Origin of the sequence: Paenibacillus sacheonensis (assembly GCF_009909195.1) — a bacterium.
In the GTDB taxonomy this organism is placed as follows: domain Bacteria; phylum Bacillota; class Bacilli; order Paenibacillales; family Paenibacillaceae; genus Paenibacillus_Z; species Paenibacillus_Z sacheonensis.
This window is the reverse complement of the sequence record NZ_JAAAMU010000011.1, coordinates 86568-112392: the sequence shown is the minus strand read 5'-3', so window position 1 is coordinate 112392 and position 25825 is coordinate 86568. Positions and strand designations below refer to the sequence as shown.

The window sequence follows — 25825 nt, the reverse complement described above, 5'->3', positions numbered from 1 at the left end:
TTGAAGCGGCTGAAAGAACTGCAAGAGCTGCAGGAACTGCAGGAACAAAGAAGGCCGCGATCCCCCGGGGAAATAGCGGCCTTCTTCATATGGATGTCGAGCAGGCGCGAATCGAGCGCCAGTCGCTTATTACGATGCGGGCTTGGCAGGAATCGTCAGCGAGACGCCGGCCTTCAAGCCTGCGTTCTCGTCGAGCTTGTTCTTCTTGGCAATGAGGCTCACGTATTCGCCCGATTTATAGAACAGGACGGATATCCGGTAGAGAGTATCGCCCGGACGAACGAGATAGACCGCCGGCAGCTTGACCTTGGCGTAATCCGCCTGCTCGTCCTTGCTGATCGACGAAGAGCCGGCACCGGCGGTCAGAGCGGGAATCCTGATCTTGTCTCCCGGCTTCATGTCGTTCACGAATGCGATGCCGTTGCGTTCCGCCAAGAAGGAGACGTACTGCTTGGAGCCGTAAAATTTGAGCGAAATCGTCGACAGCGTGTCGCCTTTCCGTACGACATACGTCGTCGCGGGCTTCGATGCCGGCTTCCCGGAAGTCGAGGCATCCTTGCCGCCGGTATCCTCGCCCGTCTCCTTCGGAGGGGTAGTGCTGCCCTTGTCCGTATCGGGCTTGTCCGGCGTCTTGACGGGCTCGAATACGGTCGACCCTTCGGTACCGCTGCCGCTGCCGCTGCTGCCCGCATGACCGGCACTGCCCGTACTGCCGCCGCCGGCATTCGCATCGGGAGCGGCGGCATCGCCGGATGCGACCGGCGTATCGCCGCCGTTCGCGCCGCTGCCCGTCGATCCGCCGCTGCTGCTATCCGTGCCTGCGCCATCGTTGGACGATACGGGCGTACCCGGGTCTTTGCCGCCGCCCGAATCATTCGACGCCGCGCCTGACGACGCATCTTCGCCCTTCGCTCCGCTGTTCCCGTTATCGGCTGACTGCGTGTCCGCAGGCGGCTTAGCTCCTTCGAGCGCCTTGTTCCCCGAGTCTTTATGCGACGCAAACACGCCGTAAAGGATGACGCATACCACGATCAGAAAAGCCCCGGTCGTCAGCAGCATGCCGTGCGAGCCGGCTTTCTTCTCTCGTGCGCGTTCGGCTCTGGAACCGCGCCCGGATTCTGTCGAATTTGGGCTCTGCATAGGATTCTCCCCTTTGGTTAACGTTTTGTTCTATTAACCATTTTACTATAATTTGCTAGGTGAATAGAGGGGCGCCCGAAAAATCGGGCCGTTAGCCCTAAGACCCGGCTTGCAGATGGCCTGCTTTCTGCCCGCGTTGCGACAATTCATTGCCGCTATGCCTTTCCCTTCCGCCTGAGACAAGCATAAGCTAGGACAACCCGATCTAGGAGGTGATTGCGTATGGGAATATTAATCGATGCCAGAACGTCCATGAATATCAGCGCTCCGCTGGATGCTCCGGATCCGTTTCCGGTAAACGAGCCGGTCCTCGTCGGCGTAGTCGGACTGAACGTTCCTCCTTCGACGATGGGCATGATCCGCGTCCAGTTCGATGCCGTCGTCGGCATTCTGCTGCCGTCCCAGGCGAAGACGACGACCAAAGTGATCTTGGCGATCGTGAGCGGCGATTCCATGGCTGCGCCGATCGTGTATCTGTCGGTTCAATCCTTCTCGTTGTCCGATATCGATAGTCAGCTGATTACGCTGTCCGCTTCGAACTACAACACGCCCGTTCCCGTCAGCGGAATGCTCGTCTACTCGCTGTTTGCCATCGTCAACACGAGCAGCGCGGTGCTTCGCTCGGGTCCGGAGAGCTTCAATGCTTCGGTGTATGGCGATTAGCGGGATCAAGGCGGCCGCGGATCGCGAAGTGGAGGCCGACCCTAAGCATTTTGCCGTGCCGGGGGGCGGCCTTTCTACCTAAACGCGCTAACCAAAAGTTTCAAATTTCGGCATTTCATGCTTCTGCCTATCGCCGGGCGTGGTATAGTAGAGGCATATCTTGTCGAATGGATGTGCATCATCATGATCGGGACACAGAAGAAGGATCGGATGCTGGAAATGCTGTTTTCCTTTGTCCGCTGGTTTTTTCTGCTGGCTTCCGTGTGGATGTACTACGGATACTATGATTCGCCTGCGACGCATGCGTTCTTCCTGGCGGCGTTCTGTCTGAGTACGCTCTATATGGGAGCTACGCAGTACGTGCTTTACAAGAACCAAACCGAGCGCAAACAATATATCTACATAACGCGGGCGGGGATCCTGTTCGATCTCTGCGCGCTGACGGTTCTGCTGATCTTGACCGGCTACGCGGGCAGCCCGGTGTTTCCGATCGGCTACCTGATCATTCTGCACGCTTCCGTCTACTGGGGGATGAAGGGGGCAGTCGTCACTTCTGCCGCGCTGATCGCCGACTATGCGTTCCTGGTCGGGGCGAAAGGCCATGTACTGCCGGAACAAGAGCTGCCGTACATCGTGATGAACTTTACTTTCCTGGCGTTTATCGGCACCTTGGGCGGCATGATCGTCGCGCGGGAGCGGAAGCATCTCGGAGAGAAGAACGAGTACGAGAGCATGGCCAAGCGGGATTATTTGACCGGTCTCTGGAATCATCGGACCTTCCAGGAGCATCTGAAGCAGTATGGCGAGCAGTCGCGGCCCATTGCCGTCATCATGGCGGATATCGATAAATTCAAGCGGATTAACGACAGCTACGGACATCTGACCGGCGATCTCGTGCTCCGGGAGCTGGCCGTAGAGCTGGGAAGGATCTTCTGCGGGGATAACGGGTCCGTCTACCGTTACGGCGGCGAGGAATTCGCCATCCTCATTCCGCCGACGGAGATCGGGGCGGCGGAGAGCAGGCTGAACCTGCTGCGCGACGCCTTGTCCGCCAAGACGTTCGAAGCGGGGGAGGGCGTCCGGTTCACCGTAACGATGAGCTTCGGCGCCGCCATTCGTACCGGACAAGCCGTCCCGGACCTGCTCCGGGAAGCGGACGACGCCTTGTACGAAGCAAAGCGCGGCGGCCGCGATCGCATCGTATGGGCAAGAGCAGCAGCCGTTAATTAACCTCTTGATTTTACTGTTCATGCCCTGCCTGAGGCGGCATGGCAGCGGATCGATCGAATACGACAAAACGGCAGTACCGGACAAGCGAATACGTCCGGGACTGCCGTTTTTTGGGCTGGGACTAGAGCTAGAGCTGCTAAGGGCTGCCCGGCCGCGCGAGTGAAATAACGTTAAGCCTGTTTCGTTCATTCTCCGTTCATAAAGCGACGGTATCGTTGTCATCAAGCTAATAGAACCATTGTTTTGGCAGTTTATTTAAATTGACAGTCACTGTCATTATATATAGACTGTCATTATCGAACAAACAAGAGGAGGCTGCTGTCTTGGCACGAACGAATAACAAAGCATTGATTGTCATCGGCCTGATTATCGGCATTATTTTCTCGGAACTCGACGAGACGGTCGTTAGTACCGCGATGCCTACGATCATCCGCGATTTGGACGGTTTGTCGCTCTACGGCTGGGTAGTCGGCATTTACATGCTGACGATGACGTCCTTCATGCCGATTCTCGGCAAGCTGGCGGACTTGTATGGCCGCAAGAAGATTTATATCCTCAGCATGGGCCTGTTTATTGCCGGCTCCATCGTGAGCGGGTTCGCGGAGAACATGCCGATGCTGCTGCTGGGACGCGGCATTCAAGGGATTGGCGCAGGCGGCCTGATGCCGCTGGCCATGGTTATTTTCGGAGATATCTTCACCGTGGAGCAGCGGGCGAAGACGCAGGGGATATTCGGCGCGATCATGTTCGTGCCGCAGCTGCTCGGACCGCTGCTCGGCGGCTATCTGACGGAGCATATTTCGTGGCACTGGATTTTCTGGGTCAACATTCCCGTCGGCGTCATCGCGGCGATCGTGTTGTCCGCGGGCCTTCGGGAATCTACGGGCAACAAGAACGCAAGCATTGACTGGGCAGGCGCGTTCCTGCTCGTCGGCTCGATCGTCTCCCTGCTGCTGACCCCCGTGCTGCACGAGACGGAAGGTTACGCATGGAGTTCGCCGGCCTTGATCGGCTTGTGGGTACTGGGCGCGGTCATGCTGGCGATCTTCGTATTCGTCGAGCGGCGGGCCAAAGAACCGATCCTGCCGATGCATCTCTTCAAGAACCGGACGTTCGTCGTCCTGTCGCTGATCGTCTTCACGCTCGTGCTCGGGGTTATGGGCTCGTTCGCGTCGTTCCCGTTCTTTGCCCAGAACGTGCTCGGCCTGTCGCCGATCGCATCCGGCTACCTGACGGTGCCGCTGATGGTCGGAGCGGTCATCGCCAGCATCATCTCGGGACGTCTCATGACGAAGATTCCCTATCGCACGATCTTCGCCGTCTCGATGGCACTGCCGGCAGTGGCTTTCCTGCTGATGACGAGCTTTAACATGCATACGCCGATTATCGCCATTGTCGCTTACTTCGTTATTCTGGGCCTCGGGTTCGGGGTTCTATTCAACAATAATCTAATCGTGCAGGAGTCGGTCGCCAAAGAAAACAGCGGCGTCGCCCTGACCTCGGTGACGCTCTTCCAATCCTTCGGCATGACGATCGGCGTCAGCATCTTCGGCAGCCTGCTCGCGGCCAAGATTACGTCGGGCATCGGCGGTTTGGCGGGCAATCTGCCTGCGGATACCGCGAAGGAGCTGGGCAGCGCCGCGCAAGGCGGCATTCCCGAAGGGCTCGATCCAAGCTTGGTCGATCAGATCAAGGATGTCTTCTCCGGCGCGTTCCAGCATCTGTACTGGATATCGTTCGTCTTCGCGCTCGTCGTCGTGGTGATCTGCCTGTTCTTGAAACGGGAAGTGCTGACGGTCACCCCCGACAAGGACAAGGAAGCGAAGCAAGCGGGAGAAGCGGGCTCTCACGGACCAAGCATGGAAGTCCAGCACTAAGATCGGTTATGATGAAGGGCAAGAGGTGATGGGGCATGTCTCCGGAAAACCCGGAACCCGCGAAGCTCGGTCTTCGCGAGAAGAAGAAAATGAAAACCCGCCGGACGCTGCAGCAGCAAGGGATGCGCCTGTTCCGCGAGTATGGCTATGCCGCCACGACGATCGAGCAGATCGCCGAAGCAAGCGAAATCTCGCCGAGCACGTTCTTCCGCTACTTTCCTACGAAAGAAGCGTTGGTGCTGGAGGATAACGACGATGAGCTGCTGATCGAGTCGTTTCGGAAGCAGCCGGCAGGCATCAGTCTGATACAGGCGTTCCGGGCGGCCGCCAAGGAAGGCTTCGCGGGGATGACGCGGGAGGAGCAGACATCGCTTGCCGAGCGGATGGCGCTCACGATGTCCGTGCCGGAGCTGCGCGCCGCTTCGCTCATCCATATGAACGATACGCTGCTCCTGATCGCCGAACTGGCGGCGGACCGGCTGGATCGTCCCCGGGACGACTTTGAAGTCATGATGTTCGCCGGTACCATCATGGGTGCCATGATGGCGGTGCAGCTGCATTGCTTCGAGCATCCGGACGAGGACTTCACCGCCGTTACCGACCGGGCGCTGGCGCTGTACGAGAAGGGCGTGCCGCTCGGGACGGCGGGATTGTAATTGCGAGGTTAGACAGGCACGGGATTAATGCGATAGCTTAAGGATGCAGCTGCCGAAGGCAGCGGCATCCTTTTTTGTCTATCCGACGGTATCAGCGAAGATTAGCGCTGCCGTACCGGTCGCGATACTGGGAAGGCGTCAAGCCGGTCAGCTTCTTGAAGATCTGGCAAAAATATTTCTCGTTCGCGTAACCGACCTTGGCCGCGATTTCGTACGTCTTGTACGGGTAGGCGGCGAGCCCTTCGCATGCCTGCCCGATTCGAATCTGGTGCACGTAGTCGATGAAGTTGACGCCCATGGACTGCTTGAACAGCAGGCAGAAGTAGTTCGGGTTTACGTATACTTGATTGGCGACCGTCTCCAGCGTCAGCTCTCCGGCAAAGTTGGCTTGGATATAGGCAACGGCCTGCTCTACCGTCTTATGGCCGGATTTGCGGCTGTTGATCTTACGGCAGACTTCGTTCGTTGTCTCCAGCACGTTGTCTTTCAACTGGCGCAAGGTGGGCACGCCAAGCAGCGCATCGATCGAAGCCAGCCCTCGCCCGAAGACGTCGTCCGGATTGGAGCGGGTCTCTAGGCACAAATGATAAAGAGATAGCAGAAGCGCCATGCAGCATCGGACGACATGTTCCCGCGATGGAGAGTCAGGCGGGGGAGCAAGCGCCTCGAGGAAAGCATCCACCTGACGCTCAAGAGCAGCCTGATTGCCATTCTTCACGCTGTGCAGTATTTGCTTCTCCTCGGTAAACGGATAGCTCGGCACGGTCTGCCCGGGGTCCTCGGCCGACAATTCTTCGTACTTGACCAGACAGCCGTCCCCGCGCGCGAACCGTGCCTCCATGGCCTGGCGCGCTTCCGAGTAGGAGAGGTGGAGCTGGCCGATGCCCGGGTAGGACCGGCCGATGCCGACCGAAGCCGTAAAGCCGAACTGCCCGCGAAGCGCCTCCTGCATGCGGGATAGGCCTTCCGCGAGAGCGGCCTCGTCTTCGCCGGAAGCGAGATGCGCGATGAGAGCAAAATCATCCTGATCGTCGACGAACTCCATCGCCAAGCGGGTACCCAAGAACCGCTCCGCCGTACTCCGGACGGAGAAGCGCCAATACGCGATGTCCCTTTCCTTGGCATCCCCGCACAGCGCGCCGTATTCGTCAATGCGGACCAGCGCAGCCGCCGTCTCCGCTGCCGGCAGCGTAATCCCGTACAGGGCGAATCCCTCTCGCGGATTTTCCGCCGGCGGAAGCTCGCCGCGCAGGCATTTCAGCAGGAAGCGCTCCTTCAAGAACGGCATCTGCGATTCAAGCATGGCCTGCAGGTCCGCGTATTTCTCCCGTTGTTCCGATTCCTCCCGGATCAGGGCGGCTGTCTTCAGCACCGCGGCTAGAATTTCGTCCGGCATGCAGGGCTTTAGCAAATATTCCGAAACGCCGAATTTCAGCGCCTGCTGCGCAAACGCGAAATCGTCGTAGCCGCTGAGCAGAATCGCTTTGGACGCATGGCCCTCCCGCTGCATCGCTTCCGCGACCTGCAGCCCGTTCAGTTCGGGCATGCGGATGTCCATCAGCAGAATCTCCGGCTTCGCCTCGCGAATGATTGCCAGCGCCTGCACGCCGTCCTCCGCTTCGCCGCATACCTCGATGCCGTTGCCTTCCCAGTCGATCATGCCACGAATCCCGCTGCGAACCTCCTCTTCGTCGTCCACGATCAGCAGTCTCATGCTCATGCTGTAATGCCTCCCTTTGCCGCCGGCATATCGGCCGGCAGGACGATTTCCACTCTCGTGCCCACCCCGGGCGTACTGGAGAAAGCCATCTTATAACGGTCGCCGTAAATCAGTTTCAAGCGCTCCACGACATTATGCACGGCGTAACCGCCCGGCAGCTCCGGCATCGCGGCGGCCGCGGGGCGTTCGGCCGGCGGGGAGAAGAGCGCCTGCAGCTGCTCGTCGTCCATGCCGACCCCATCGTCTTCGACGGCGAAGCGAAGCTCTTCGCCATCCCGTGCGGCCGTCACGATGATATGGCCGCCGTTCTTCTGTTTCTCCAAGCCGTGCAGCATGGCATTCTCGACGAGCGGCTGCAGGATCAGCTTCGGAATCATGCACGGCAGCACGTCGTCCTCGAACCGGATATCGTAGGACAGCTTATGCTTGTGCCGTTTCTGATGGAGCAGCAGGTAATGCTCGACGAGCTCCTTCTCCCGCGCCGCGACGGTCATGCCTTCCCCGCGGTTTAGGCTGATCCGGAAGAAGCGGGACAGCGAATAGATCATCAGCGCGATTTCCTTGTCCCCGGAGGCCTGTGCTTTCCAGAAGATGAGATCGAGCGTGTTGTAGAGAAAATGGGGATTGATCTGGGCTTGCAACGCGTTCAGCTCGGCTTCCCGTTCGCGGATTTGCAGCACGTACATCTTATTGACCAAATCTTTAATGCTGGCAACCATCGTGTTATAGCCCTCGGAGAGCTGCCCGATCTCGTCGTTGTTCATGATCTTCACGCGCTCGTCGAAGCGTCCGGCCTGAAATCGGCGCATCGAGCGCAATAGGCGCTTGATCGGCAGCGTGAGCAGGGAGGAGAGCAGCAGCATGACGGGCAGCAGGGCCAAGAGGCATCCGGCGACGATGTAGAAGGTAAACTTCTTAATGGCGTTTAACTCCTTGGTCAGGGACACCATCGGCACCGCGTAGTAGATTTTCCAGCCGACCTCGTTGAGGCTGCTGTAGGCGATCAGCATCGGCTGTCCGCCGACGTTCTCCACCAGCGTGCCTTCTTGATGCCTGCCTGCGTCGGCAACGAACCGGGAACTCTGCCCGGCGGCCGGGTAGAAGTCCGGGCCTCCGTGCGAGATCACGCTGCCGCTGCCGTCGACGATCGCGATGCTGCCGCCGTTCGTCTGCAGGTTGTCGGCGTACAGGTTCCGGATGTATTTCTCGTTCACGCACATGATGAGCAGGCCGATATTGTGATAATCGTTAAGGTCGCGAACCATTCGCCCCATTACGATCTTGGGATATTTATTGTTTTGGATCAGCAGCTCGTCGTCCGAGCGGAACCAATAGGGCTTTCCTTGCTGCGCGTCGATCTTCCGGTACGTGCCGCTGCCCGAGAAGACGGAGAACGGATAGATGCCGTTGCTGCCGTCGTTGCTCATATGGAACGGGATTTGATCATCTGACAGGTTGTATAGGATCGTGAGGTTGATGTAGCTTTTCGCGGCAATGAGGCTCATGGTGAACAGCAGCGATTTGTCGGTGTAGAGCGGGCTGGCGCTCCCTTTCAGAAAGGACTGCACGAGGTCGTGCAGCTCGAGCTGCATGGAGATATCGTCGATTTCATGCTGCAGGAAGTTCAGGTTGGCGTCGATCTGCTTGACGGTGGCCTGGTTGGCGATGCTTACTTTGTTCACGACGTTGTCCGCGGAGTATTGGTAGGAGAAGTAGCCCAGCACGGACGAGATGAAGATGATGGTGCCGTAGATCGACAGAATCAGCTTGACGCGGATACTGAGCCCGCGAGAGAAGATCTTCATCGGCATTCGCTCCGTTTGTTCGGATTTAGAAGCGGGAGTCCGCCTCGCGCGCAGGAGTATGTCTGATTTATGGAATTAAATATAACATGAAATGGACTTGCTGTTAGGTACATGTTGTAATTATCTGAAAATATTAAACTCTATGTGAATTTTGTTGCCTTATATGGCGGAAATGCCTGTGCTATATTTTCACTAAGCCAATCAAAAGGGGATGGATCCATGGTTTCAGTGAAAAAAGCATGCTCGGCCGCACTGGCGCTCTCGCTGCTGGCAGTTCCGCTTTATGGCTGCGGGAACGACAACGGCGGCGGCACGGCAGCCTCGAACACGAAGAACGATGCCGGCAAGGGCACCTCCGGGAACGCGGGCACGAACGCACCGGCGAACGCGCCCGCGGATACCTCCGCGGACGAGAAGGTTACGCTCACGGTGTCGATGATGAGCTCCGACTGGGTGGACGCCGCGCAGGAGATCGTGGATCAGTTCATGGCGAAGTACCCGAACATCAAGGTCGACTTCTCCCAGGTGCCGAACGACACGAACGCGGAGTACCTGCAGCCCAAAGCGGCAGCCAACTCGCTGCCGGATTTCATGACGATCGACGGCGGCACGTTCGGCGCGCAGCTGGCCGACACCGGGCTGATCGCCGACCTGAAGGACAGCGAAGCGGGCAAGAACACGATCGACGGGCTGAAGCCGGTGTTCACGTCTTCGTCCGGCAAGCTGTTCGGCATCGCCGGCGGATTGTCCACGACCTTGATCTACTACAATAAGAAACTATTCGACCAAGCCGGCATAAAAGAACTGCCGAAGAACTGGGACGAATTCCTCGCGGCCTGCGAGCAGCTCAAGAGCCGCGACATCACGCCGCTCATCGTGGCAGGCGCGGACGGCACGGTCAACAATACCGTCTGGAGCAATGGCTTCTCGAACAATATCGTGGGCAAAGACCCGGATGCGCTCAAGAAGCTCGCGGACGGCACATTCGACTTCAATACGCCGGCGTATGCCGACATCTACGCAAAATTCAAGACGCTCTACGACAAGGGCTACCTGATCAAAGGCGTCACCAGCCTGCAGTACAGCCAAGCGAACGACGAGTTCCTGCAGGGCAAAGCGGCCATGTCCTTCAGCGGCATCTGGCTGGCGGGCACGATGATGGCGGCCGGCTTCGGCACGGGCGTCATGCTGCCGCCTTGGAACGACAAGGGGCAGGACCTGGTGCCCGTCGTGGCGACGGAGACGGGCTTCGCGGTCGCGGAGGGCAAGCACAAGGACGCGGCTATGAAATTCCTCGACTTCATCGTCGAAGGCGACGGCTACTACATCTATCAGAACAAGCGCGGCAACATCCCGATGATCAAGTCGCCCGACGCCGGCAAGCTCAAGATCGACCCGGCCATCTCCTCCTACGTCGACGACCTCAAGACGTACGCGAAGAGCGGTCCGCTCTGGTTCGAGGTGCTGCCGTCCGAAGTGCAGGCTTCGCTCGTACAGACGTTCCAACGGGTGCTGACGGGCGAGCTGACCCCGGAAGGCGCGGCTAAGTTCACGCAGGACACGTACCTGCAGGCAGTCAAAAAATAATCCGATTCCGGAAACGGCGGCGGAGCGGCGGGCCGAATAGGTCCGGAGCGCTCCGCCCGCCGGCTTCCTTCCGCGAGAGGTGGCGCAGCATGAGGGTCTGGTACCGCAACAACCGTTCCGCAGTCGCGGGCGCGGCATTCGTCCTGCCGGCGCTCGCCGTCATCGGCGTCTTCTTCCTCTATCCGGCCTTGATGTCCTTCCGCTACAGCTTCACGAACTGGAACGGCATCAGCCCGGACTTCGACTACGTCGGCTGGGATAACTTCCGTTACGTTCTGCAGTCGCCGCAGTTCAAGCAGCTCATCTGGAATACGCTCTTCCTGATCGGCTTGTATGTGCCCGTCCTGAATATAATCTCGATGCTGCTTGCCGTTCTGATCTACGACGTCCGGCGGTTCGCGGGCATGTACAAGGTGATCATCTATCTGCCGAATATCTTCTCCATGGTCGTCGTCGGCATCATCTGGAAAGTGATTTACAATCCGGTGTTCGGCCCCGTCGCCCTTGTGCTCGAGAAGCTTGGCAAGGAAAGCTGGGCGCAGGATTGGCTCGGCCAGACGGCGACCGTGATGCCCGCGATGAGCCTCAGCATCGTCTGGTATTCCGTCGGATTCTACCTGATGATTTACTTGGGCGGGCTGAGCACGATTCCGCCGGATATCTACGAATCGGCGAGCATCGAAGGCATTACGTGGTTCCAGCGGCTGCGCTATCTGACGTTCCCGCTGCTCTCGCACGCCATTACGATCAATATCGTCGTCTCCGCGATCGGCATATTGACGATCTTCGATCTACCGTTCGTCCTAACGGGCGGGGGACCCGGCTTCGCGTCCCAGACGATGGCGATCTCGATCTACATCTATGCGTTCAAAAGCATGCAGCAAGGCAGCGCCATGGCGCTCGCCGTCATCCTGACGCTCGTCACGACGGCGATCACGCTCGGTCTGCTGCGGCTGTTGAACCGAAGGGAAGCCGCTCATGAATAAGGTTCGCGGCGAAGGCCGCCTGCAGAAGCCTCAAGTCGCGACTAACGTCATACTCGCGCTCGTGGCGCTGTTTTACCTGCTGCCGCTGTGGTATGCGCTCAACAATGCGTTTAAGTATGCGGAATCGATTTCGGTGCAGCCCTTCTGGTTGACGAAGCATTCCTTTACGTTCGAGAATATCGCCAGGGCTTACGAGCAGCTGCATTTCAAGACCGCGTTCTTCAATAGCGCGCTGATCCTGGCGCTGTCCTTGCTGCTGCTCGTAACGCTTGGCTCGCTCGCGGCCTATGGCGTCATCCTGCCGAACAACCGCGCGATCAGAAGGCTGTACACGTTCTTCGTCGCGCTCATTTCGGTGCCTCCCCAAATTACGATCGTGCCCCTGCTGCTCCTGCTGAAGCGGCTCGATCTGGTCAACAGCTTCCTCGGCGTCGCGTTCGTCTACGCGGGAATGTACCTGCCCTTCGTTATTTTCCTGTACGCCGGCTTCATGCGTTCGATTCCGAAGGAGATCGTCGAGTCGGCCTCGATCGACGGCTGCGGCCCGCTCAAGACGTACATCCACATCTACATGCCCCTGCTGAAGACGATTACCGGCATCGTGCTGGTCATCCGGGGGGTGAGCATTTGGAACGACCTGCTGGTGCCGCTGATCGTGCTGAACAAGAATGCCATGTTCACGCTGCCCCTTCAGCTCTATATTTTCAGTTCTTCCAAGGTCGGGCAGTGGGATCTCGTATTCGGAGGAACGGTGCTCGTCTGCCTTCCGATCACGGTGTTTTTCCTTGCCTTCCAGAAGTCGTTCGTGAAGGGCGTCATGGCGGGCAGTTTGAAGGGATAACGCAAGCGCAAGCGATAGAACGAAGAGGAGGGAAATCAAGATGGACGTAACGCGAAGAACGCAGTTGTCCGTACTGTCGCTGATCGTCGCGCTCATGTCGTTCGCCTGGTTGTTCGCCCTGCCGGGCAGGGCCAGCGCGATGGACGTCAGCGTCCTCGGCTACGGCGCCGTCGGCAACGGCACGACGAACGACAGGGCGGCGATCCAGGCTGCGATCGACGCCGTGAATGCGGCGGGCGGCGGGACGGTCAATCTCCCCGGCGGGTACACGTTCCTGACGGGCGATCTGACGCTGAAGAGCAACGTGACGCTTAACCTTAACGCGAATGCGGTGCTCAAGGAAAGTCAAAACACGGCACATTATGCGCATGCCCAAACGTACGGGCGTCTGAAATCCGGCTCCATACCATGGAACGCATGGGCCGACAACAACTACCCGCTGATCTTCGCCGGTCCGGGTACGACGAACGTCGCGATCACGGGCGCGGGCAAGATTCAGATGACTTACACCGGCAACGACGCGACCAGCATCGTCATTCACGCCATCGGCTTCTATCAGGTCGACAATTTTACGATATCGAACATTACGATCGATGGGGCGACGATGTACAATATCGCGCTCCGGCAGTCCACGAACGGCGTCGTGACCGGGGTGAAGACGACCAATCCGGCAACGCTGAACAGCGACGGCGTCAGCCTCGCGAACTGCCAGAACATCCGCGTATACAACAATACGTTGACGACCGGCGACGACGGCATCTACGTCTGGGCGTCGTACAACGACCCGCGGGGAGGCACGTGGTGGTCCACGGCGAACCCGATTCCGACGAAGAACATCGAGGTGGACCATAATAATGTCGACGTGCAATGCGCCGGAGGCTGCCACGGTTTCTTGTTCATCAATTGGACCGGAGGCAACCCGGACCAATCGACGTCGGAGGTCTCCAGGGTCAACGTGCACGACAATACGCTGAAGGCGACGTATCCGATCGGAGCGCTGATCGACGATCCTTATACGCCGGGACCGCGGACGCCGACGGAGTCCGTTACGTTCAAGAACAATACGCTCATCCCGGTCAACGGCGGGACGAAGCTCGACGGCAACGTCGCTTCCATGCCGAAGACGGATTTCTCCGGAGACGCCGATTTCGCGGGGATCACGAGCTCGACGACGCTGCTGAACACGAACTTCGACGGCGCGGGCGCTTCAAGCACGACCTATAAGCAGACGTCCTTCTGGACGAACGAAGGCGGAGGCGGCGCGAGCAATGCGGCGGTCGGGCAGCCGGGCGGCTACTATGGGTATATTCAAAATTTCAACTTGGGCTATGCCGGCATCTATCAAGGCGTTCATCTAACGCCGGGCACGTATACGTTCTCCGCCAGCGTGCAGAGCAGCGGCGCGTCTCTCCGGATGTTCGCGGTCAAGGCGTCGGACGGCACGGTGCTGCAAAGCACCGCGTTCAGCGGCACGGGCTGGACGGCGAAGTCGATCACGTTCACGGTCGCGACAGCCGGCACGTACCGGCTCGGCATCGACAATAACGGCGGCGCGAGCGCCACGGCATGGGGCAGGATCGACTCGGCGGCGCTGACGACGGGCGGCAGCGGCACGAGCGGAACGATTTTCACGACGCAGACGCCGGTCGGCTACGATAACGACACGCAATACGAGCTAGGCACGAAATTCTACTCCACGGTGGCCGGCTCGATCACGAAGGCTCGCATCTACACGAACGCAACCGAAGGAGGGGCGCATACCGTTCGGATTTGGAAAGCCTCTACGGGTACGGTAGTGGCAGGGCCTTACACGTGGTCAATTACGGCGGGGACGGCGGGCTGGAAGGAATTCACGCTGCCGGCGGCCTTGACCATCGCGGCCAACACCGACTATATCGTGTCGGTCTCGACAAGCTCCGACCACTGGTATCCGGCATCGAGCCATGGCTTCGACAGTCCGGTCAACAACGGCAATCTCATTACGTATGCGGGCAGCGGCGTCTTCACTACGACGTCCGGCGCTATGCCGACCTCGACGTACAACAACGCCAATTACTTCAGGGACGTCTACTTCGTTCCGTGACCGTGACCAACCAAGGAGGCAGGACAGATGGAAGCACGAGATGACAAGACGTTGTTCGACTGGATGCAGCGGGAGCTGTATTCGGCCGTGATTTGCGACAGCCTGGATGAGTTGGGCTACCGCAGCCAAGCGATGAACGAACGCATCCGGCCGCTTGAAGAAGGGAACGCAAGCCTGGCAGGCCGGGCCAAAACGATTCTATCGGTGGACGTGTACCATATTCAAGACAATCCTTACGTCAAGGAAATCGCGTCGATCGACAGCATCCTGCCGGACGAAGTCGTCGTCGCGGCGACGAACCAGTCGGTTCGCAACGGCATGTGGGGGGAGCTGCTCTCCACGGCTTCCAAGATGCGAGGCGCGAGAGGCGCGATCATCGACGGCCTCGTGCGGGACACGGCGAAGATCGTCGAGCTCGGATTTCCGCTCCACTGCGCCGGTTACAAGCCGGTGGATTCCCGGGGCCGAGGCCTCGTGATTGACTACGATTGCCCGGTCGAGGCGGGCGGCGTGCTCGTACATCCGGGCGACGTCGTCTTCGCCGACAGGGACGGCGTGGTCGTTATCCCGCAGGCGGTGCTCGTGGAGACGATCGCCCTTGCTTCGAAAAAGGCGAACAGCGAGCACCATACGCGCCGCGAGCTGCTCGAAGGCAAGCTGCTGCGGGACGTGTACGAGAAGTACGGGGTACTGTAGATGCGGGCGATCGTCTGGCAGCCGGACGGAAGGCTGGAAGAAGTAGCGGATTGGCCGGCTCCCGCTCCCGCGGAGGATGAAGCGCTCGTTCGCGTACGCGCGGCGGGCATCTGCTCGACGGATCTGCACATGGTGTCCGGCCGGCTGGATTTTGCGAAGCCGCCTTGGGTGCTCGGCCATGAAATAGCGGGTTCCATCGAGCGGGTCGGCTCGCGGGTCGTCGGTTGGCAAGCGGGCGACAGGGTCGTCGTCGATCCGGTCATCGGCTGCGGGAGCTGCCGCAGCTGCTTGTCCGGCCGCAAATACTTGTGCCCGGACGGCGGGGAGATCGGCACGACGACCGGAAGCGGCGGTTACGGCGCATACGTCGCCGTAAAGCCCGGCAATCTGTACCGGCTGCCGGATGCGCTGTCGTACGAGGAGGGCGCGATGATGGAGCCGCTCAATTGCACGCTCGGCGCTATTGACCGGGCGAGAAACATCGCCGGCGCCCGCGTCGCCGTATTCGGGGGAGGACCCGCCGGGCAATTGTTCGCGCAGCTTGCCCATGTATATGGCGCGGCATCCGTAACGCTGTTCGATAAGCGGGAGGAGACGCTGGCGCTCGGGCTTCGGCTCGGCGCCGACGAGGCCGTGCATCTGAGCTTGGGGGGCGAGTCGCAATACGGCGCAGGTGCCGTATTCGATGTCGTCGTGGAGGCTTCGGGCAGCGTCGATGCCGTCCGCTCCTGCCTGGAGCGCGTCGCGCCGGGCGGCACGATCGTGCTGTACGGGCTGAACGGTTCCGACGCGCCGTCCATTCCTTCGGATCGGATCGTCGCCAAGGATCTCGGCGTCGTGACCTGCATCTCTGCCCCTCTGCTCTGGGACCGGGGCATCCGGCTCGTGGAGAGCGGCCGGGTCGACGTGGGCGCAATCGTGTCCGACAGGGTGCCGTTCGGTGCCGGGGCCGCGTTCTTGAATGAATTGACGGGGCGTAAGCGGCAGGTCGTCAAGGCGATGCTGATCGAAGAGGGGGCGGACGGAACATGAGGATCCTGGCGATCGGCGCGCATCCCGACGATATCGAACTGCAATGCGCGGGAACGCTGGCGCTGTATAAGAAGCAAGGTCACGATGTCTTCATGGCCGTCGCGACGAACGGCGACATGGGCAACTTCGACGTGCCGCCGGCGGAGCTGGCCTTGGTGCGGGAGGCGGAGTTCAAGGAAGCGTGCTTCGTGATCGGGGCTGCTCCCATCTGGATGGGCTACCCGGACGAGAAGCTGGAAAACACGCTTGCGAACCGTATGGCGTTCGTCGATATGATCCGGTCCGTCGATCCGGACCTTGTTATGACGCATGGGCCGAACGATTATCATCCGGATCACCGCTATACGCATCAGCTCGTCTGGGATGCGCTGCCGCTGGCGGGGGTCGGGAGCTTGAAGACGGCGCATCCGGCGACTTCCCGGCAGGTGACGCTCTACTTCATGGACAATGTCGGGGGCATCGGTTTCCAGCCGACGGAGTTCGTGGATATTACGGAGACGATCGACGCGAAGAAGGCCGCGCTCGCCAAGCATGCCAGCCAGCTTCGGATCTTCCGCCAGCTCATGGACGTCGACCTGCTCGACGTCGTGGAGACGATGGGCAAATTCCGCGGCTATCAGGCCGGCAGCCGATACGCGGAGGGATTCACGAAAGTAGAAGCCTGGTACAGGGGCTTATCCCGAAGGCTGCTGCCGGAGAGTGCCGGGACTTCGACCTTCGACTACAAGATGGAGAGGGGAGGAGCGCAATGAAAATCACCGCCATCGAGCTCGACATCCTGGAAAGTCCATACGAGTACGGCATGGCAGACGACGCTTCCGACTCGCGCGGGCCGAAGTATGCTCTGCTCGTGCGGGTGCGCACGGATGAAGGCATCGTCGGCATCGCGGACTGCGATTCGCATCCGCATGTCATGAAGGCGCTTATCGATGCGCCCCGTTATTTGAAGGCGTTCTCCGAGGGACTGAAGTACGCGGTTATCGGGGAGAACCCGTTCGAATACGACAAGATCTGGGCGAACATGTACCAGTCCGCATTCTATCAAGGCCGGCGGGGAGCGGCGATTCATGCGATGAGCGCAATCGACATCGCGATCTGGGACATCATCGGCAAGGCCGCCGGCCAGCCGGTGAGCGTCATGCTGGGCGCGCGCAACCACGAGCGGATCAAGGCTTACGCCAGCACGCTGTTCCGGCGCACGCCGGAAGCGATGAAGGAGGCCGTCCGGAAGTACCGCTCGCTCGGCTACCGTGCGATGAAATTCGGCTGGGGCGTGGTGACCGAAGATCCTCGCCGGGTCGTGCCGCTCGTCGCCGCGGCGCGGAAGGAAGCGGGTAACGATATGGATATCATGGTCGACGGCATGTGGACGCCGGACGTGAAGCTGGCCATCCAGCTCGTGAAGGAGCTCGAGCAGTACGGCGTCTTCTTCGTCGAGGAGCCGCTGCATTCGGACAATCTGGAAGGCTACCGGAAGCTGTCGAACGCCGTGAACGCGCGCATCGCTTGCGGGGAGCAGCTGGGCGGTTTGTACGAATACAAGCAGCTGATCGCGGAGGCCGATATCGACATTATTCAACCGGACGTCTCCCGAGCAGGCGGGCTGACGGAGACGCGCAAGCTGGTGACGATGGCGGAGCAGGCGGGCAAATTGATCATCCCGCACGCATGGACGTCCGATGTGCTCACCGCCGCTTCGCTGCACTTGAACGCCTATCAGAAGCATCCGCTGTTCCAGGAATTCTGCACGAACGATACGCCGCTTAGCCGGGACCTCGTGCTCGAGCCGCTGCGACTGGACGCCGACGGCTATGTCGCGGTGCCTTCGGGGCCGGGGCTCGGCGTCGCTTTGGACGAAGCGGCCGTGCGCAAATATTCGGTCGACGCATTGGCGGTGACGGTATGATTTTCGACGGGCATACGCATCTGTTCGGACCGGGGCATGTCGGGGGCAGCTTCCTGTCCGATGCGAAGAAAGCATGGGGAGACGGGTACGAGCTGCAAACGACGCCGGAGGATCATTGGAATGTCTACCGGCACGCTGCCGGAGCGATCGTGCTGGCTTTCAACTGTCCGGCGACCGGCGTCGTCGTGCCGAACGAATACGTCGCGACTTACGTGCAGGGCCATCGCGGCAACTTGTTCGGATTCGCCAGCGTCGATCCGCATGCGCCGGATGCGCCGGAGCAGCTGGAATTCGCCGTCAAGGAATACGGACTTGTCGGGCTGAAGCTCGCGCCGATCTACCAGAATTTCTATCCGAATGACAACGCGTACTTCCGCCTGTATGCCAAAGCCGATGAGCTCGGCGTCCCGATCCTATGGCATCAGGGCACGTCTTTCGTATCGCAGGGATTTCTGGATGCGTCACGTCCGGAGCTGTTGGATCCGATTGCCCGCACGTTTCCGTCCTTAAAGATGATCGTCGCGCATCTCGGTCACCCCTGGCATGCGGAGTGCGTGTCGCTCATTCGCAAGAATCCGAACGTTTACGCCGATCTCTCCGCGCTCGTTCCGCGGCCGTGGCAGTTCTACAACGCCATGATGAACGTAACCGAGTACCGGGTGTCGCATAAAGTGCTGTTCGGCTCCGACTTCCCGTTCTTCACGCCGCAGCAGACGATCGACGGGGCGCGAGCGATCAATGGTATTCTGGCAGGGACGAAGCTGCCGCGCGTGCCGGAAGAAGAGATCGAAGCCATTCTCCATCGGGATACGCCCGGTTTGCTGGGATTGCCCGATCTTGCCGATAGACGCTGGCAGGTCTGAATAAAACCGGAAACGGGCCCTGAGGAGGGCTCGCTTCCGGTTTTTCGCGCGTTTCCGCCTGTTTTCGGCATTATGCGGCATAAGGTTCGTCTTCTTGCCCCGACTGCCCTTCAATTTGCTGGAAGTTTTATTCAAATCCTCATTCCCGGGTAACACTAAGTAAACAGTTCCAATTTATAATGGAGCGATAGCCGCGCCGAACCGGGAGGGGATACGATGAGGATAGCGATGCTTCGAAGATGGATGCCGACGGCGATTAAGGTCGCGCTGGTGGGACTGATCGTCTACTTCATTGCGGCCAATGTTCCGCTCAAGCTGGCGGATATCGAGACCTTCCTCGTAGAAGCCAACGTGCAATTTTATACGTCCATGGTCGTATTCGCTTTCTTCCTCATGCTGCAGGCGGCGATCTGGGTGATGATCGTCAATGCCTCCAACGAAGGCGTCGGGGGGCTGCGTTCAGGCGCGCGTCTGGGTTTGCTCGCCGGCCTGCGGATCTTCAGCGACTCGCAGTTCGCCAAGTACATACCCGGCGGCTTCTGGAATTTTGCCGGACGCGTCATGCTGACGACGCGGGCCGGGATCGCGCTGGACGCGCAGCTTGCCGCCATCGTCTATGAGAATATTTTGCTCGTCTCCGCGGCGCTCTGCTATGCGGTCGTGCTGCTGGTCAGCCTGGATATTGCGCCGGCGGTTTATATTATCGCCGTTCTCGCGGTGTTCGCCGCCGCATACGTCTTTTATGACCGGACTACAGCCTGGATACGCTGGCTGTTCGTTCGCGCTTCGCGCTGGAAGACGCTGCGGCGCGTGCTCGGCCGGCTGACGGCGGCATTGGGGCAGGAGATCGGCGCCGAGGCTGCCGTGGCCGGATCGGAGGCAGGATTGACCCGCAATCGTTTTTTTGGCAGCTTGGCCTGCTTTATCGGCAGCCATATGTTCATGGGCATCGCCTTCTGGATGCTGACGAACAGCTTCGGCCGGGGCCATGTCGGGTTGTTTTATGCCGCGGGAACCTTTGCGACGTCTTGGCTGGTCGGACTGTTCAGTCCGCTGCCGGGCGGGCTCGGCGTCCGCGAAGGGCTGCTCGTTTATTTTCTGTCGCTGCGGCTCGGCGCGGAAACGGCGCTGTACATATCCGTCATCGCCAGGTTGTGGAACATGATGGCGGAAGTGATGTTCTGGGCTGCGGTCCGAGCGGCCGCCTATTTGACGAGAAGGGGTAGAACCTATGACGAAGCGTAGAAAAATCGTTCTCGTGACAGGCGTGTTTCCGCCGGGAGTCGGCGGCATGCAGAACTACTACTATAACTTGTCGGTGCACAGCAAGCATGACATGACCGTGATTGCGCCTGAATATCCCGGCAGCGGCGAGTTCGACAGAAGACTGCCGTTTCGGATCACCAGAGGCGCTTTCATGCGGGAGGAACGGGCGGATCCCTCCAGCTGGGGGCGATTGCTGGGACAGGTGCGCAGAACGATGCGCGGCGAGGAGCCGGACGTGACGATATACGGCTACGTGCTGATCGGATTTATCGGGCTGTTATTTCGGCTGTTCGGCGGACGGCGCTACGTCATCTCGACGCACGGGATGGATATGCTGATGTTTCGCCGGTACATCGGGCTGAACGCGGTCGTGAAGCTGATCCTTCGCAAAGCCGACGGCGTGCTGACCAACAGCCAGTTCACGAAGAAGCTGGTGGAAGACTACGGCGTGGATTCGCGGCGGATCGGCATCGTCAATCCGGGCGTTGAGCGCATCTACGACAGGCGTCCGGCTAATAAGGACCTGATCCGGCAGCATGGGCTGGAGGGCAAATACATGATTTTGTCGGTCGGCCGGCTGGTGACCCGCAAAGGCCATGACCGTGTCATTCAAGCGATGCCGGCGATACTGAAGCAAATCCCGCATGCCGTCTACGTGATCGTCGGCGACGGTCCGGACCGGGAACGGCTGGAGCTGCTTGCCCGGAAGACAGGCGTCATGGACGTGGTATTGTTCGTCGGCAGCGTGAGCGGAAGCGAGCAGGTGAACGATTACTACAATCTCGCGGACCAATTCATCATGGTGAGCCGGGAGTTGGAGAGCGGGGACGCGGAAGGGTTCGGGATCGTCTACTTGGAAGCCGCGTCCGCGGGCTTGCCGGTCATTGCCGGACGCTCGGGAGGCGCTTCGGAGGCCGTGCAGGACGGCGTGACTGGACTGCTGGTGGACCCGGAATCGCTGGAGGAAATCGCGGGCAGCGTCGTTCGGCTCGCGAGCGATGCCGCCCTTCGGAATCGACTCGTCCGCGACGGATACAAGCGGGCCAAGACGGAATTTCAGCATGAGGTGCTTGCGGCGGGGTTCGATCAATATATCGGACGGATATGCGCGCTCCCGGCAACCCGTACGGCTCGCCGCCGGCTCGCGAGAGAGTCGGCCCGGGAGAACGTCCGGTCGTAGTCGGGCGGACCCGCGCGCATTGCTTTGAATACATGCATGAATGAATAAATGAATGAACATAAATGATACATGCATGAATGATAAAATGCATGAATGAGAAGATGAATGATAAATGAATGAATAAATGCATGCATGAATGATAAAATGAATGATAAACGCATGAATGAATAAATGAATGTAAGTATAAATGAAATAAAAAATGAAATGAGGCCGGGGGTCCCCTCATGTGGGGGGCTCCGTGCCTCATTTCTTTATTGTAAATGCCGTTGTAGTCCAACCGTCAGAATGTCGAGAAAATCAAAATTGCGAAACGCTATTGGGCCGCTGTTTGCCGGTGCCGCCCATTTTCGTCATGCTTGCGGAAATCAAACGAGTGACATTTTTCTAACGGTTGTACGGAGGGCTATTCCGTTCAAAATGGCCATTTTAAATCGCTAACGGTTGTCAGGAGGCTTATGGAGAGACTTTTCCGTGCTAAGCAGCTCCTATGCGCCAAATAACGTTACCCATAACCGTTAGCGTTTATACAGCTGTATTTTTTGAGGAATAGCACCGCTGGCAACCGTTAGGCGTCAGCCCGAATTTACGTTGAACGTTCGGTAACTTCCGGTGGGTGCTGAACGCCTTCACATGCAGCGGTTTCATTACTGGCGCGGATTAATCGTCCTTCCCGGCCATGCGGCTGAGTTCTGCCGCCAACTGATCCAGCTGCAGGAAGCTGTTCATGACGTCGCCGATGCGTGCGTCCTGCGTGCTCATGCTGGCGGCGATTTCCTGAATGGCGGCCATGTTTTGCTCGGTCAGACCGGCGATGGTCACGACCTGATCGGTCATGCCGGCATAGCGGAGATGAAGGTCGCCCGCAGAGCTTGCCACTTCTTCCGACTGGCGCTCGACCTCTCCGGAGTTGCCGGCGATCGCGTGCATGGCTTCCGCGACTCCTTTGGCGGCTAAGCTGCTCTCGACGATTGCCGTCCGGCCCTGATCGACCTTCTCCGCGGCTTCGCTTGTCTTCAGGCGGATCATTTCGAGGATCGACTCGATCTCCTCGGTCGATTGGCGGGACGATTCCGCGAGATTGCGGATTTCGCGCGACACGACGCCGAAGCCTTTGCCGTGCTCGCCGGCGCGCGCCGCCTCGATGGCCGCATTCAGGGCAAGCAGGTTGGTCTGCGTCGAGATATGCTTGATCGCCGCCACGATATCGCCGATGGCCGCCGTCTGCTCGCGCAGCTCGTCCATCAAGGCCGCTGAGGCGCGAATCGTCTCGTCGGCCTGAAGCATCCGGCGCTCCAGCGCTTCGGCTTTGCCGCTGCCTTCGAGCGACAGCTCCGCCGAGCTGACGGATAGCGAGCGCATCTCCGTCGACAGCTCGGCTAGCGATGCGACGGCTTGACGGGACAGCTGCATCGAAGAGCTGATGTCCGTGACGTTGGACGTTTGCGTCTCGATGCTGCCCGTGATTTCGCCGAACGAAGAGGAGACTTCGCTTGAAATCGCGCTCGTCGAGGCGATGTTCGTCTTGAGATTGGTGCTGAACGCGTGCAGCGTGTCGAGTGAACCGGTTATGCGGCCGACGATGGCTTGCGAGCGGTTTTTCTCCTCGATGGCGCTGTCGCTCTGCGCGAACACCTCCGATTGCAGCCGCTCGCTGAACTTCGCGGACGCGAAGAGCGGCACGGCAATCAGGACGAAATACATCATAACGGAGAAGACGTCTTGATCGGGGAACAGATCGGCAGCGTAATCGGTCTGGAACAAGCAGACCGTTAAGACGGCGCCCGAGATTCCGGAGAATGCGATGGAGCGCGAGTTGCTGTACAAGGTCATGATTACGAGATTGACGAATACGAGCAGGTACGTGGACCAGATCGGACCCGTCATGATTAGGAGCAAGGTCAGCACCGTCACGATGCCGGAGATGAAGTACATGATGTAGTTCGGCAGCCAGCGCTTGAAGGTCAGCAGCGTCGCGGTCGCGCAGGAGAGGCCGCCGACGATAAGCAGCGTGATGATCGAAGACATCGGGGCCGTTGTCAGGGAATCGACGACCAAGCCGAGCCCGAGCATCGCCCAAATAATATAAACGAGCAGTTTATTGCGGTTATGCAGCGTTTCCGTAAGCTTCACGGGTTGCCCACTCTCTCTTTCCATCCAATATTTAGGAAAATCTTACCATAGACGTTTTCGTTCGACAACGAAATTTCATTCGTTTTGTCGATAGAGCAAGACTATTGGCGGATGTCGTCGATCTGTTGAGGGGGCTGTGGTTGGATGGTTAGGTGCATATATTGGGTTGAATCACCCTTCGTTATATCGCTAATCAGTCCCATTCTCAGTTTGTTTGCCCGCAGCGTTGATGTCTCGCCATGCCTGTTCTAACTCGGCCTTAAGTTCCGAGGATACGGGACGCAGCGGCGCTCGAAGGGTATCGGATGCGATAAGACCTCGGTCTGTGAGCAGGTGCTTGAGCGGAGCGGGGTTGGAATCCTCGAACAGCAGCCTGATCAGGGGAGCGAGAGAGTCGAACGCCCTCTTGGATCGCTCCGTTTCGCCGCTCCGGTGCCGACTGAACACCTCGATAAACTTGTTCGTCAATACGTTGGCCGAAGCCAGGAATCCTCCGGCCGCACCTTGGCTCAGCATGGTGTGAAATAACGCATCTTCCCCGCATAGGACAGGCTTTGAAGTTAGATGCGCCAGCGCCGAGATGAGCTCTGTGCCCCCGGAACTGTCCTTCATGCCAATGACTCCGTCCATCTCCAGAATTTCTGCAGCGCTCGACAGTGTCAGATTCACGCCCGTTCGGGCCGGAATTTCGTATGCGATGACCGGCAGCCCAGTCCGGGATGTTCTTCGAAAATGTTCAACGATCCCGGCCTGCGATGGTCTGCTGTAATACGGAACGACGACCAGCGCTGCATCGGCACCCCATTGTCCGGCAATCTCGGTCCGCCGAACCGTCGTACGCGTATCGTTCGTGCCGGTTCCGACGATGAGAGGTATCCTTTTCTTGCGGGCCGCCATGATAGCTTGTGCCCGGCGTACCAGCCTGCCCACCTCTTCCCAAGCAACAGTAGGCGACTCGCCCGTCGTCCCGTTAATGACGACTCCCTGTATGTCGTACGACAGCAAGTGAGCCAAATAACGCTCGAAGGAGGCTTCGTCAAGCTCCTCGTCGGACGAGAACGGCGTGACGACCGGGACGAAAATACCCCGTAGATCCGCTTCTTTCAACACGCCAGCACCTCCTAATAATTTTGTACGTTAAATGTAGCATGTAATTACTATCGAAGTTATCTATAATAAATGATAAGTGAAATCAAAATTATTGATGAGTGGATGTGCGGCAGATGGATTTGATTTATTTGCAAACCTTTCGCGAGGTCGCCCTGCGACAGAGCTTCACGCGTGCGGCAGAGGAATTGGGCTATGCGCAGTCCAGCGTGACAACGCAAGTTCAAAAGCTGGAGAAGGCGTATGGCGTAGAGCTGTTCGAGCGGTTCGGCCGAGGTCTGCGCCTCACGGCGGCCGGCGAAGAACTGCTCAGGCTGACGATCAAAATGCTCGACTTATTCCAAGAGTCGAAGGAGAGAATGGCCAAGCAAGGCGGGGGGACGTTATCGATCGGAACCATCGACTCCATCGCGTCCTATTATCTCCCGCCTCATATTCAACGGCTGCGCCGGGAATATCCCGAGCTGGCCATTCGGCTCCGGCCGGACAGCGAGATTGCCATTGCCCATCGCGTGAGGGAGGGGGAGCTGGATTTAGGACTTATTTTGGGAAGCGGGCAGCTTGATCCTTCGTTGGAATGGCGCGCGATCAGGGAAGAGTCTCTGGTGCTCGTCGCGAATCCGCGACACCCCCTTACGCGGCTGAATACGGTGCAGCTGGCGCATCTCTCGGGAATGGAGTGGTATATGAGCGAGGACAGTTGTAATTATCGCATTATGCTGGAGAAGGTGCTGAGAGCGAATAGCATCGCTTTTCGGATCGGACTTGAACTTGGCAATCCGGAGGCTATCAAACGCTGCGTGATGGTCGGAGAAGGAATAGCGCTGCTTCCGCGCATGGCTGTGGAAGAACAGATCCAGCGGGGAGAGCTGGCTGCGCTTCCTTTTACCCATCCCGATATTCGATTGGACCTCCAGCTTGTGACGCACCCGAAGAAATGGTTTTCCCATGCCCAGCGGGAATTCATAAGCCAGTTGTCGATCGGCAGGGCCGTCTAGCAGAATCGGCCGCAAGGACGTATCGAGACAGGCGTTTAGCCTCATAATAGCTCCAAATG

The 25825-nt window shown here is 59.0% G+C and carries 21 protein-coding genes; 16 read left to right on the top strand and 5 right to left on the bottom strand.

Annotated features, from left to right (window positions below; all coding sequences use genetic code 11):
• Window positions 1-129 precede the first annotated feature (129 nt).
• Window positions 130-1140, bottom strand: coding sequence for a LysM peptidoglycan-binding domain-containing protein (locus GT003_RS20205; RefSeq protein WP_161701185.1), 1011 nt, complete (start codon window positions 1138-1140; stop codon window positions 130-132).
• A 222-nt stretch (window positions 1141-1362) separates the two neighbouring features.
• On the opposite strand from GT003_RS20205, the gene GT003_RS20200 reads away from it, so the two are divergent.
• The 4 genes from GT003_RS20200 (at window position 1363) to GT003_RS20185 (ending at window position 5566) form a co-directional block, all read left to right on the top strand.
• On the top strand, window positions 1363-1803 hold the full coding sequence (locus GT003_RS20200) for a hypothetical protein (RefSeq protein WP_161701183.1): 441 nt from the start codon (window positions 1363-1365) through the stop codon (window positions 1801-1803).
• Window positions 1804-1986: 183 nt separating this feature from the next.
• On the top strand, window positions 1987-3033 hold the full coding sequence (locus GT003_RS20195; RefSeq protein ID WP_161701181.1) for a GGDEF domain-containing protein: 1047 nt from the start codon (window positions 1987-1989) through the stop codon (window positions 3031-3033).
• 323 nt (window positions 3034-3356) lie between these two features.
• Entirely contained in the window at window positions 3357-4910 is a 1554-nt protein-coding gene (locus GT003_RS20190) for an MDR family MFS transporter (RefSeq protein ID WP_239565996.1), read from the top strand.
• Between the two features lie 35 nt (window positions 4911-4945).
• Window positions 4946-5566 carry an acyl-CoA-like ligand-binding transcription factor gene (locus tag GT003_RS20185; RefSeq protein ID WP_161701179.1) on the top strand — a complete coding sequence of 207 codons (621 nt, stop codon included), beginning with the start codon at window positions 4946-4948 and terminating at the stop codon, window positions 5564-5566.
• 91 nt (window positions 5567-5657) lie between these two features.
• Here GT003_RS20185 and GT003_RS20180 read toward each other — a convergent pair whose 3' ends face one another.
• Both GT003_RS20180 and GT003_RS20175 read right to left on the bottom strand, forming a co-directional pair.
• The gene (locus GT003_RS20180; protein WP_161701177.1) at window positions 5658-7286 is read right to left on the bottom strand and encodes a response regulator; all 1629 of its coding nucleotides are present in this window, start codon (window positions 7284-7286) and stop codon (window positions 5658-5660) included.
• A complete protein-coding gene (locus GT003_RS20175) occupies window positions 7283-9091 on the bottom strand; it encodes a sensor histidine kinase (protein WP_161701175.1) in 1809 nt (602 codons plus the stop codon). Before GT003_RS20175 ends, GT003_RS20180 begins: the two co-directional genes overlap by 4 nt.
• A 219-nt stretch (window positions 9092-9310) precedes the next feature.
• Between GT003_RS20175 and GT003_RS20170 the strand changes: the two genes are divergently transcribed.
• The 11 genes from GT003_RS20170 (at window position 9311) to GT003_RS20120 (ending at window position 21531) form a co-directional block, all read left to right on the top strand.
• Window positions 9311-10678 carry an ABC transporter substrate-binding protein gene (locus tag GT003_RS20170; RefSeq protein ID WP_161701173.1) on the top strand — a complete coding sequence of 456 codons (1368 nt, stop codon included), beginning with the start codon at window positions 9311-9313 and terminating at the stop codon, window positions 10676-10678.
• Window positions 10679-10767: 89 nt separating this feature from the next.
• Complete coding sequence (locus GT003_RS20165; RefSeq protein WP_161701171.1) at window positions 10768-11664, top strand: carbohydrate ABC transporter permease; 897 nt, start codon at window positions 10768-10770, stop codon at window positions 11662-11664.
• Window positions 11657-12505: a carbohydrate ABC transporter permease gene (locus tag GT003_RS20160; RefSeq protein ID WP_161701169.1), complete on the top strand. Its 849-nt coding sequence runs from the start codon at window positions 11657-11659 to the stop codon at window positions 12503-12505. The genes GT003_RS20165 and GT003_RS20160 overlap by 8 nt, the downstream gene beginning before the upstream one ends.
• Window positions 12506-12545: 40 nt before the next feature.
• On the top strand, window positions 12546-14588 hold the full coding sequence (locus GT003_RS20155; RefSeq protein WP_161701167.1) for a DUF4082 domain-containing protein: 2043 nt from the start codon (window positions 12546-12548) through the stop codon (window positions 14586-14588).
• Between the two features lie 27 nt (window positions 14589-14615).
• Window positions 14616-15284 (top strand): RraA family protein, encoded by a 669-nt coding sequence (locus GT003_RS20150; protein WP_161701165.1) that lies wholly within the window; start codon window positions 14616-14618, stop codon window positions 15282-15284.
• Window positions 15285-16316, top strand: coding sequence for a zinc-dependent alcohol dehydrogenase (locus tag GT003_RS20145; protein ID WP_161701163.1), 1032 nt, complete (start codon window positions 15285-15287; stop codon window positions 16314-16316).
• Window positions 16313-17068 (top strand): PIG-L deacetylase family protein, encoded by a 756-nt coding sequence (locus GT003_RS20140; RefSeq protein WP_161701162.1) that lies wholly within the window; start codon window positions 16313-16315, stop codon window positions 17066-17068. Before GT003_RS20145 ends, GT003_RS20140 begins: the two co-directional genes overlap by 4 nt.
• Complete coding sequence (locus GT003_RS20135; RefSeq protein WP_161701160.1) at window positions 17065-18222, top strand: mandelate racemase/muconate lactonizing enzyme family protein; 1158 nt, start codon at window positions 17065-17067, stop codon at window positions 18220-18222. Before GT003_RS20140 ends, GT003_RS20135 begins: the two co-directional genes overlap by 4 nt.
• A complete protein-coding gene (locus GT003_RS20130; RefSeq protein WP_161701158.1) occupies window positions 18219-19085 on the top strand; it encodes an amidohydrolase family protein in 867 nt (288 codons plus the stop codon). Before GT003_RS20135 ends, GT003_RS20130 begins: the two co-directional genes overlap by 4 nt.
• 216 nt (window positions 19086-19301) lie before the next feature.
• A complete protein-coding gene (locus GT003_RS20125; RefSeq protein WP_170312284.1) occupies window positions 19302-20330 on the top strand; it encodes a lysylphosphatidylglycerol synthase domain-containing protein in 1029 nt (342 codons plus the stop codon).
• Window positions 20317-21531 (top strand): glycosyltransferase family 4 protein, encoded by a 1215-nt coding sequence (locus GT003_RS20120; RefSeq protein WP_161701156.1) that lies wholly within the window; start codon window positions 20317-20319, stop codon window positions 21529-21531. Before GT003_RS20125 ends, GT003_RS20120 begins: the two co-directional genes overlap by 14 nt.
• Before the next feature lie 657 nt (window positions 21532-22188).
• Here the strand turns inward: GT003_RS20120 and GT003_RS20115 are convergent.
• Together GT003_RS20115 and dapA are read right to left on the bottom strand one after the other, a co-directional pair.
• Window positions 22189-23661 (bottom strand): methyl-accepting chemotaxis protein, encoded by a 1473-nt coding sequence (locus GT003_RS20115; RefSeq protein WP_161701154.1) that lies wholly within the window; start codon window positions 23659-23661, stop codon window positions 22189-22191.
• A 189-nt stretch (window positions 23662-23850) separates the two neighbouring features.
• Complete coding sequence (gene dapA, locus GT003_RS20110; protein ID WP_161701152.1) at window positions 23851-24771, bottom strand: 4-hydroxy-tetrahydrodipicolinate synthase; 921 nt, start codon at window positions 24769-24771, stop codon at window positions 23851-23853.
• A 113-nt stretch (window positions 24772-24884) separates the two neighbouring features.
• Here dapA and GT003_RS20105 point away from each other — a divergent pair, with 113 nt between their 5' ends.
• A complete protein-coding gene (locus tag GT003_RS20105; protein WP_161701150.1) occupies window positions 24885-25766 on the top strand; it encodes a LysR family transcriptional regulator in 882 nt (293 codons plus the stop codon).
• Window positions 25767-25825 lie beyond the last annotated feature (59 nt).